Raw genomic sequence first — 5,019 nt, 5'->3', positions numbered from 1 at the left:
CACACCACCCAAACCCCAACACCCCCCCCCCCCTCCCCCGCGCCCCCCCCCCCCCCCCCCCCCCCCCCCCCCCCCCCCCCGGGCCCTGATGCTGGACCTGCCGGCCGACTCAGCGGACCTCGGTGATCTCCGGGCCGCGCGTGAAGGGGCTCAGCGAGGCGTCACCGAAGCGGGAGGACTCCCCCTCCGGGGCGCCGGCGCCACCGTCGGCGACCATCTGGGCGTCATCCGGCAGCTTCAGCACGATCGGGTCGCGCGGCGCCATCGGGGTCTCCCCACGGACGACGACGGTCTGCCGGAACACCTGCTCCAGCACGCTCGCCGTCTCCGGCTGCACCGCGGCCTGGCCGGAGATGACACCGCGCAGGAACCAGCGCGGACCGTCACACCCGACGAAGCGCACCAGCTGCACGCCCTGGGTGCCGTCCGGGAGCTGCACCGGGACCTGGGCCCGCAGGTGCCAGCCCAGCGGGCCCTCATCCTCCTCGACCAGACCGCCCTGGGACCTGATGCCGTTCGCGATCTCCTCGCGAACCTCGCCCCAGATGCCCTCGGACTTCGGCGCGGCGAACGCCTGCAGCTGGATGGCGCTGTTGCCGAGCACCAGGGTGGCGGCCACGATCGCGTCGCCGGCCACCTCCACCCGGAGCTCCATGCCCTCGACGCCGGGGACCAGCAGACCGCCGAGGTCGACCCGGCCCTCCTCGGGGCTCTCCAACTCCGAGATGTCCCACGGGCCGTCCGGCCGCGGGGCCGGCGGCAGACCGACGCGGTCGGCCGGGTCCACCTCCGTCTCCTCGGCTTCGTTCAGGGTCTCGCTCTCGGAGTCCGCGGAACCTTCGACGTCATCGGCCGTCTCGTCGGCGCTGATGGCGTCCTCGGCGAGCTGCTCGACAGCGTCCTCGCTCTTGTGGCGACGACGGAACACGGTCACTGTCCTTCCCGGTCCAAGACCGATGCGAATACCTGCTCGGCCGCGGGCATGCTAAACCGCGGCGTGGCCACCGGTCGACCCGAACCCACCCTCGGCGCGTGCGGACTCGGGCAATTCGGCCACCTCGTGGAAGCGGGCCTTCTCGACCTGCTGGATCACCAGCTGGGCGATCCGGTCCCCACGGCGAAACTCGACCTGCTCGCGCGGGTCCAGGTTGACGACGATCACCTTGATCTCACCACGGTACCCGGCATCGACCGTCCCTGGGGCGTTCACGAGCGCAACGCCGCAACGAGCTGCGAGTCCCGAACGCGGGTGGACGAACGCGGCGTAACCGTCCGGCAACGCGATGGCGATGCCCGTGGGGATGACGGTCCGCTCGCCCGGCTTGAGGACGGCGTCCACGGTGGCGCACAGGTCCGCGCCCGCGTCCCCCGGCTGGGCGTAGGCGGGGAGGGGCAGCTCGGGGTCGAGCCGTCGGATCAGGACGTCCAACGGTTGGCGGGCAGTAATGCTCACGGATTCACCTCGAAGGCTCTGGCTCGCTTGAACAGATCAGGGTCGTCCAAGGCTGCCTTGATGTCCTCGGGCCGACCGTGCGTGGTGAAGTGTTCCAGCTTCACCTGGACGAAGAGAGCCTGTGCCCGGATCGCGACCGGCCCGTCCGGGCCGCCGATCCGGCCCTCGGCCGCGCAGTAGAGCTTCCGTCCGTGCACCCCGGTGGCCCAGGCACGGATGTGCAGCAGCGCGTCCACCGGGACCGGGCGGAGGAAGTCGCTCTCCAGCCGACCGGTGACCGAGGCCGTGTGCAGGATCCAGTTGAGCGAGCCGAGGGTCTCGTCCATCGCGGTGACCAGGATGCCGCCGTGGGCCAGACCCGGGCCGCCCTGGTGGACCGGCTTGACCACGAACTCCGCGGTGACGTCCACCCCCTCGCCGGCCCGCACCTCGATCTGCAGACCACTGCTCTGCTGCGGGCCGCAGCCGAAGCAGTGCACGTAGTGCGAGCCCAGCGAAGTGCCCGGTGCGGGCGCCTCGGGGTGGCGCACCGGCAGCACGGCGTCCGCCGGCGGCGTGGTCGGCGTCAGCGGAGTCGGACGGAGGCGCTCGGCAGGCCCGGTGGAGTCCTGCGGAGCCGGCGAGGAGGCGTTGGGTCTGGTCACGGGCGCGACCTTACCGGCCAGTAGCTACCAACGCACGGGGCTGCCGGAGGCGTGGACGAGCCACTGACCCCGGGTGACCGGCATGCCACGGAAGGGTGACCCCGGAGCGCCCGACCAGGCCGTCCGCCGGCTCCCGGGCGCCGCACCGGGGGGCCGTGCGGCGACTGTGGAATCGACACCCACAATGGGGGGCATGTACGACGAACGCCTCACCGCGCCCCCCTCCTGGTGGCTGCTGCCGGCCGCCTCCGGCCTGTCGATCGCCCTGATCCTGCTGCGCTTCGGCGCGGTCCCCGGACTGATCGGCCTGGTGGTGGGCGGCGTCGCCGGCGCCGTCGCGCTGAGCAGCTACGGCTCGGCCCGGATCCGGGTGGTGCAGGGCAGCCTGGTGGCCGGCAAGGCCAAGCTGCCGCTGGACGCCCTGGGCGCGGCGGAGCCGCTGGACGCCGCGGCGGCGGTGGCCTGGCGTTCGGTGAAGGCGGACCCCCGCGCGTTCATGCTGCTGCGCAGCTACGTCCGGACGGCGCTCCGGGTGGAGGTGACCGATCCCGCCGACCCCACGCCGTACCTCTATCTCTCCACCCGCGACCCGGAGGCTCTGGCCGCCGCGATCGCCAAGGCCAAGGGCTGACCGCCACTCGGCGCGGGGGCGCAGAGACGAGGAAGGGACGGCCCGCGTGTGCGGGACCGTCCCTTCGTCGTTTGTGCGCCCGCCGTAGCGGTCGCGAGATCAGCCTCCGGGCCGGAGGTCCGGCCCGGTCGGGGCGGTGTGCCGGACCGGCGAGTGCGCAACGCACGGGTACCACCGGGCTCGGACCATGACCGCCCGACGCTCAGGCGCCGCAGTCCCGGCAGATCGGGTTGCCGTTCTTCTCGCTGTACAGCTGGCTGCGGTGGTGCACCAGGAAGCAGCTCATGCAGGTGAACTCGTCGGCCTGACGGGGCAGCACCCGGACGGACAACTCCTCGTTGGAGAGGTCGGCGCCGGGAAGCTCCAGGCTCTCGGCTCCGTCGAAGTCGTCCACGTCGACCGAGTTGGTCGACTTCTCGTTCCGGCGCGCCTTGAGTTCTTCGATGCTGTCCTCGTTGAGGTCGTCATCGGTCTTGCGTGGGGTGTCGTAGTCCGTTGCCATGTTCGCTCTCCCCCTCTGGGTGTGTGCGGTATCTCCAGCGCACGTAACGCATGAGGGGCCGGTCTTGTGCCCGACCCGAGGCCGAGATTGTGCCTTACTTCAAGCCCTGTTACTCAATCGACACTCAGCGGCGAGCCCGATCAGGTGGTCGGACGGGCTTCCGAGGGGCTCGCGGACAGTGGCCGCCGGCAGTGGGCGACCGTCGGATTTCGAATACGGATGGTGATGGTACGCCCTGTCAGGTCCTTGCGCCAGAGGGCCTCCACCCAGGTGGAGCAGGGCACCGAGGGAGAGCGGAGCGGAGTGTATCCCCCCAGATCCGGCTACTCTCCGCAATGATCACCGACATTCGGATGATCACTCTACGAGATCAGCCGAACATGTGCCGCCACCGGGTGTGACCTTGGTCACATCGCTGACTTTTCTGGGCGAAACGGGCGCAATCCGCCCATCCGGACGGTCGTTCGGAGCTACTTCCGGGCCGCGTTGGCGGCCCGCCGGGCCAGCAGGGCGGCCTGCCGCTCGTCGAACCGGGCCGCCTGGGCGTCCAGTCCCGCCATGAACAGCCCCAGCTCCTCCTGGGCCTGCCGGCCGTCGGGGCCGAGACCGTCGACCTCCATCACCTTCAGGTGGCGCAGCACCGGCTGCAGCACGTCGTCGTGGTGGATCCGCAGGTTGTAGACGCCGCCGAGGGCGATCTGCGCGGCGGCCCGCTCGAAACCGGGCATGCCGTGGCCGGGCATCCGGAACTGGGTCACCACGTCGCGGATGGCCGCCATCGCCTGGTCCGGCGCGAGCTCCAGGGCCGCCTTGAGCAGGTTGCGGTAGAAGACCATGTGCAGGTTCTCGTCGTTGGCGATCTTCGCCAGCAGCTGCTCGCAGAGCGGGTCACCGGCGAAGTGGCCGGTGTTGCGGTGCGAGATCCGGGTGGCGAGCTCCTGGAAGGCCACGTAGGCGACCGACTGCAGCATGCTGTGCGCGTTGTCGGACTCGAAGCCGGCCGACATGTGGTCCATCCGGGCGCGCTCCAGCGCCACCGGGTCGACCGCACGGGTGGCCAGCAGGTAGTCGCGCAACGCTATGCCGTGCCGGCCCTCCTCGGCCGTCCAGCGGTGCACCCAGGTGCCCCAGGCGCCCTCCCGGCCGAACATGGTCGCGATCTCGTGGTGGTAGCTGGGGAGGTTGTCCTCGGTCAGCAGGTTGACCACCAGCGAGACCCGGCCGAGCGGGGTGACCTGGGACTGCTCCACGGCCCACGCCTCGCCGCCCAGCACGCCGTCGAAGTCCCGTCCCTGGCTCCACGGGACGTACTCGTGGGGCATCCACTCCTTGGCGACCTTCAGGTGGCGGTTGAGCTCCTGCTCCACCACCTCCTCCAGGGCGAGGATCAGCCGGGCATCGGTCCAGGCGGTCGAGCCGGTGCGCTGAACGGGTGCGATGGTCACGACGGTGGCTCCTGAGGGGACGGGACACTTACGGATCCGTAGGTTACGACACCGTAAGTTGTTCCGACCGCCGATGACAAGTGCCGTGGCCAGCACCTTCGTGCTGCCGAGGGGGCCGCCCGGGACCGCGTGGCCGTGCGTCCGGGCATGACGAAGCCGGGTGGGGGGGGGGGGGGGGGGGGGGGGGGAGGGGGGGGGGTGCGGGGGGGGGGGGGGGGGGGGGGGGGGGGGGGGGGGGGGGGGGGGGGGGGAAAAAGGGGGGGGGGGGGGGGGGGCCTCCCCGAACAAGGGGGGGAAGACAGTAGCGTGGCGAAAAAGAAACCCCCCACACCCCCCTGATCACC

At 71.4% G+C, this 5,019-nt stretch carries 6 protein-coding genes; 1 reads left to right on the top strand and 5 read right to left on the bottom strand.

Annotated elements, in window-relative coordinates:
• Positions 1-109: 109 nt before the first annotated feature.
• From ACZ38L_RS38415 to ACZ38L_RS38405, 3 genes are read right to left on the bottom strand one after another with little or no spacing between them, the layout of a single operon-like run.
• Positions 110-928, bottom strand: coding sequence for a DUF3710 domain-containing protein (locus ACZ38L_RS38415; protein ID WP_465702606.1), 819 nt, complete (start codon positions 926-928; stop codon positions 110-112).
• Between the two features lie 57 nt (positions 929-985).
• Positions 986-1,447, bottom strand: a complete 462-nt coding sequence (dut, locus tag ACZ38L_RS38410) for a dUTP diphosphatase (protein WP_465702610.1) — start codon at positions 1,445-1,447, stop codon at positions 986-988.
• Between the two features lie 2 nt (positions 1,448-1,449).
• Positions 1,450-2,022: a PaaI family thioesterase gene (locus tag ACZ38L_RS38405; RefSeq protein WP_465702608.1), complete on the bottom strand. Its 573-nt coding sequence runs from the start codon at positions 2,020-2,022 to the stop codon at positions 1,450-1,452.
• A 268-nt stretch (positions 2,023-2,290) separates the two neighbouring features.
• Between ACZ38L_RS38405 and ACZ38L_RS38400 the strand changes: the two genes are divergently transcribed.
• Positions 2,291-2,728: a DUF3093 domain-containing protein gene (locus tag ACZ38L_RS38400; protein WP_465702604.1), complete on the top strand. Its 438-nt coding sequence runs from the start codon at positions 2,291-2,293 to the stop codon at positions 2,726-2,728.
• A gap of 202 nt (positions 2,729-2,930) precedes the next feature.
• On the opposite strand, the gene ACZ38L_RS38395 is transcribed toward ACZ38L_RS38400, so the two are convergent.
• Positions 2,931-3,230 (bottom strand): DUF4193 domain-containing protein, encoded by a 300-nt coding sequence (locus tag ACZ38L_RS38395; protein WP_396565974.1) that lies wholly within the window; start codon positions 3,228-3,230, stop codon positions 2,931-2,933.
• A 470-nt stretch (positions 3,231-3,700) separates the two neighbouring features.
• On the bottom strand, positions 3,701-4,675 hold the full coding sequence (locus ACZ38L_RS38390) for an acyl-ACP desaturase (protein ID WP_465702601.1): 975 nt from the start codon (positions 4,673-4,675) through the stop codon (positions 3,701-3,703).
• Positions 4,676-5,019 lie beyond the last annotated feature (344 nt).

The organism is Kitasatospora sp. NPDC024654, assembly GCF_055559155.1.
The sequence above is the reverse complement of the archived record's forward strand: the minus strand, read 5'-3'. Positions and strand labels throughout refer to the sequence as shown.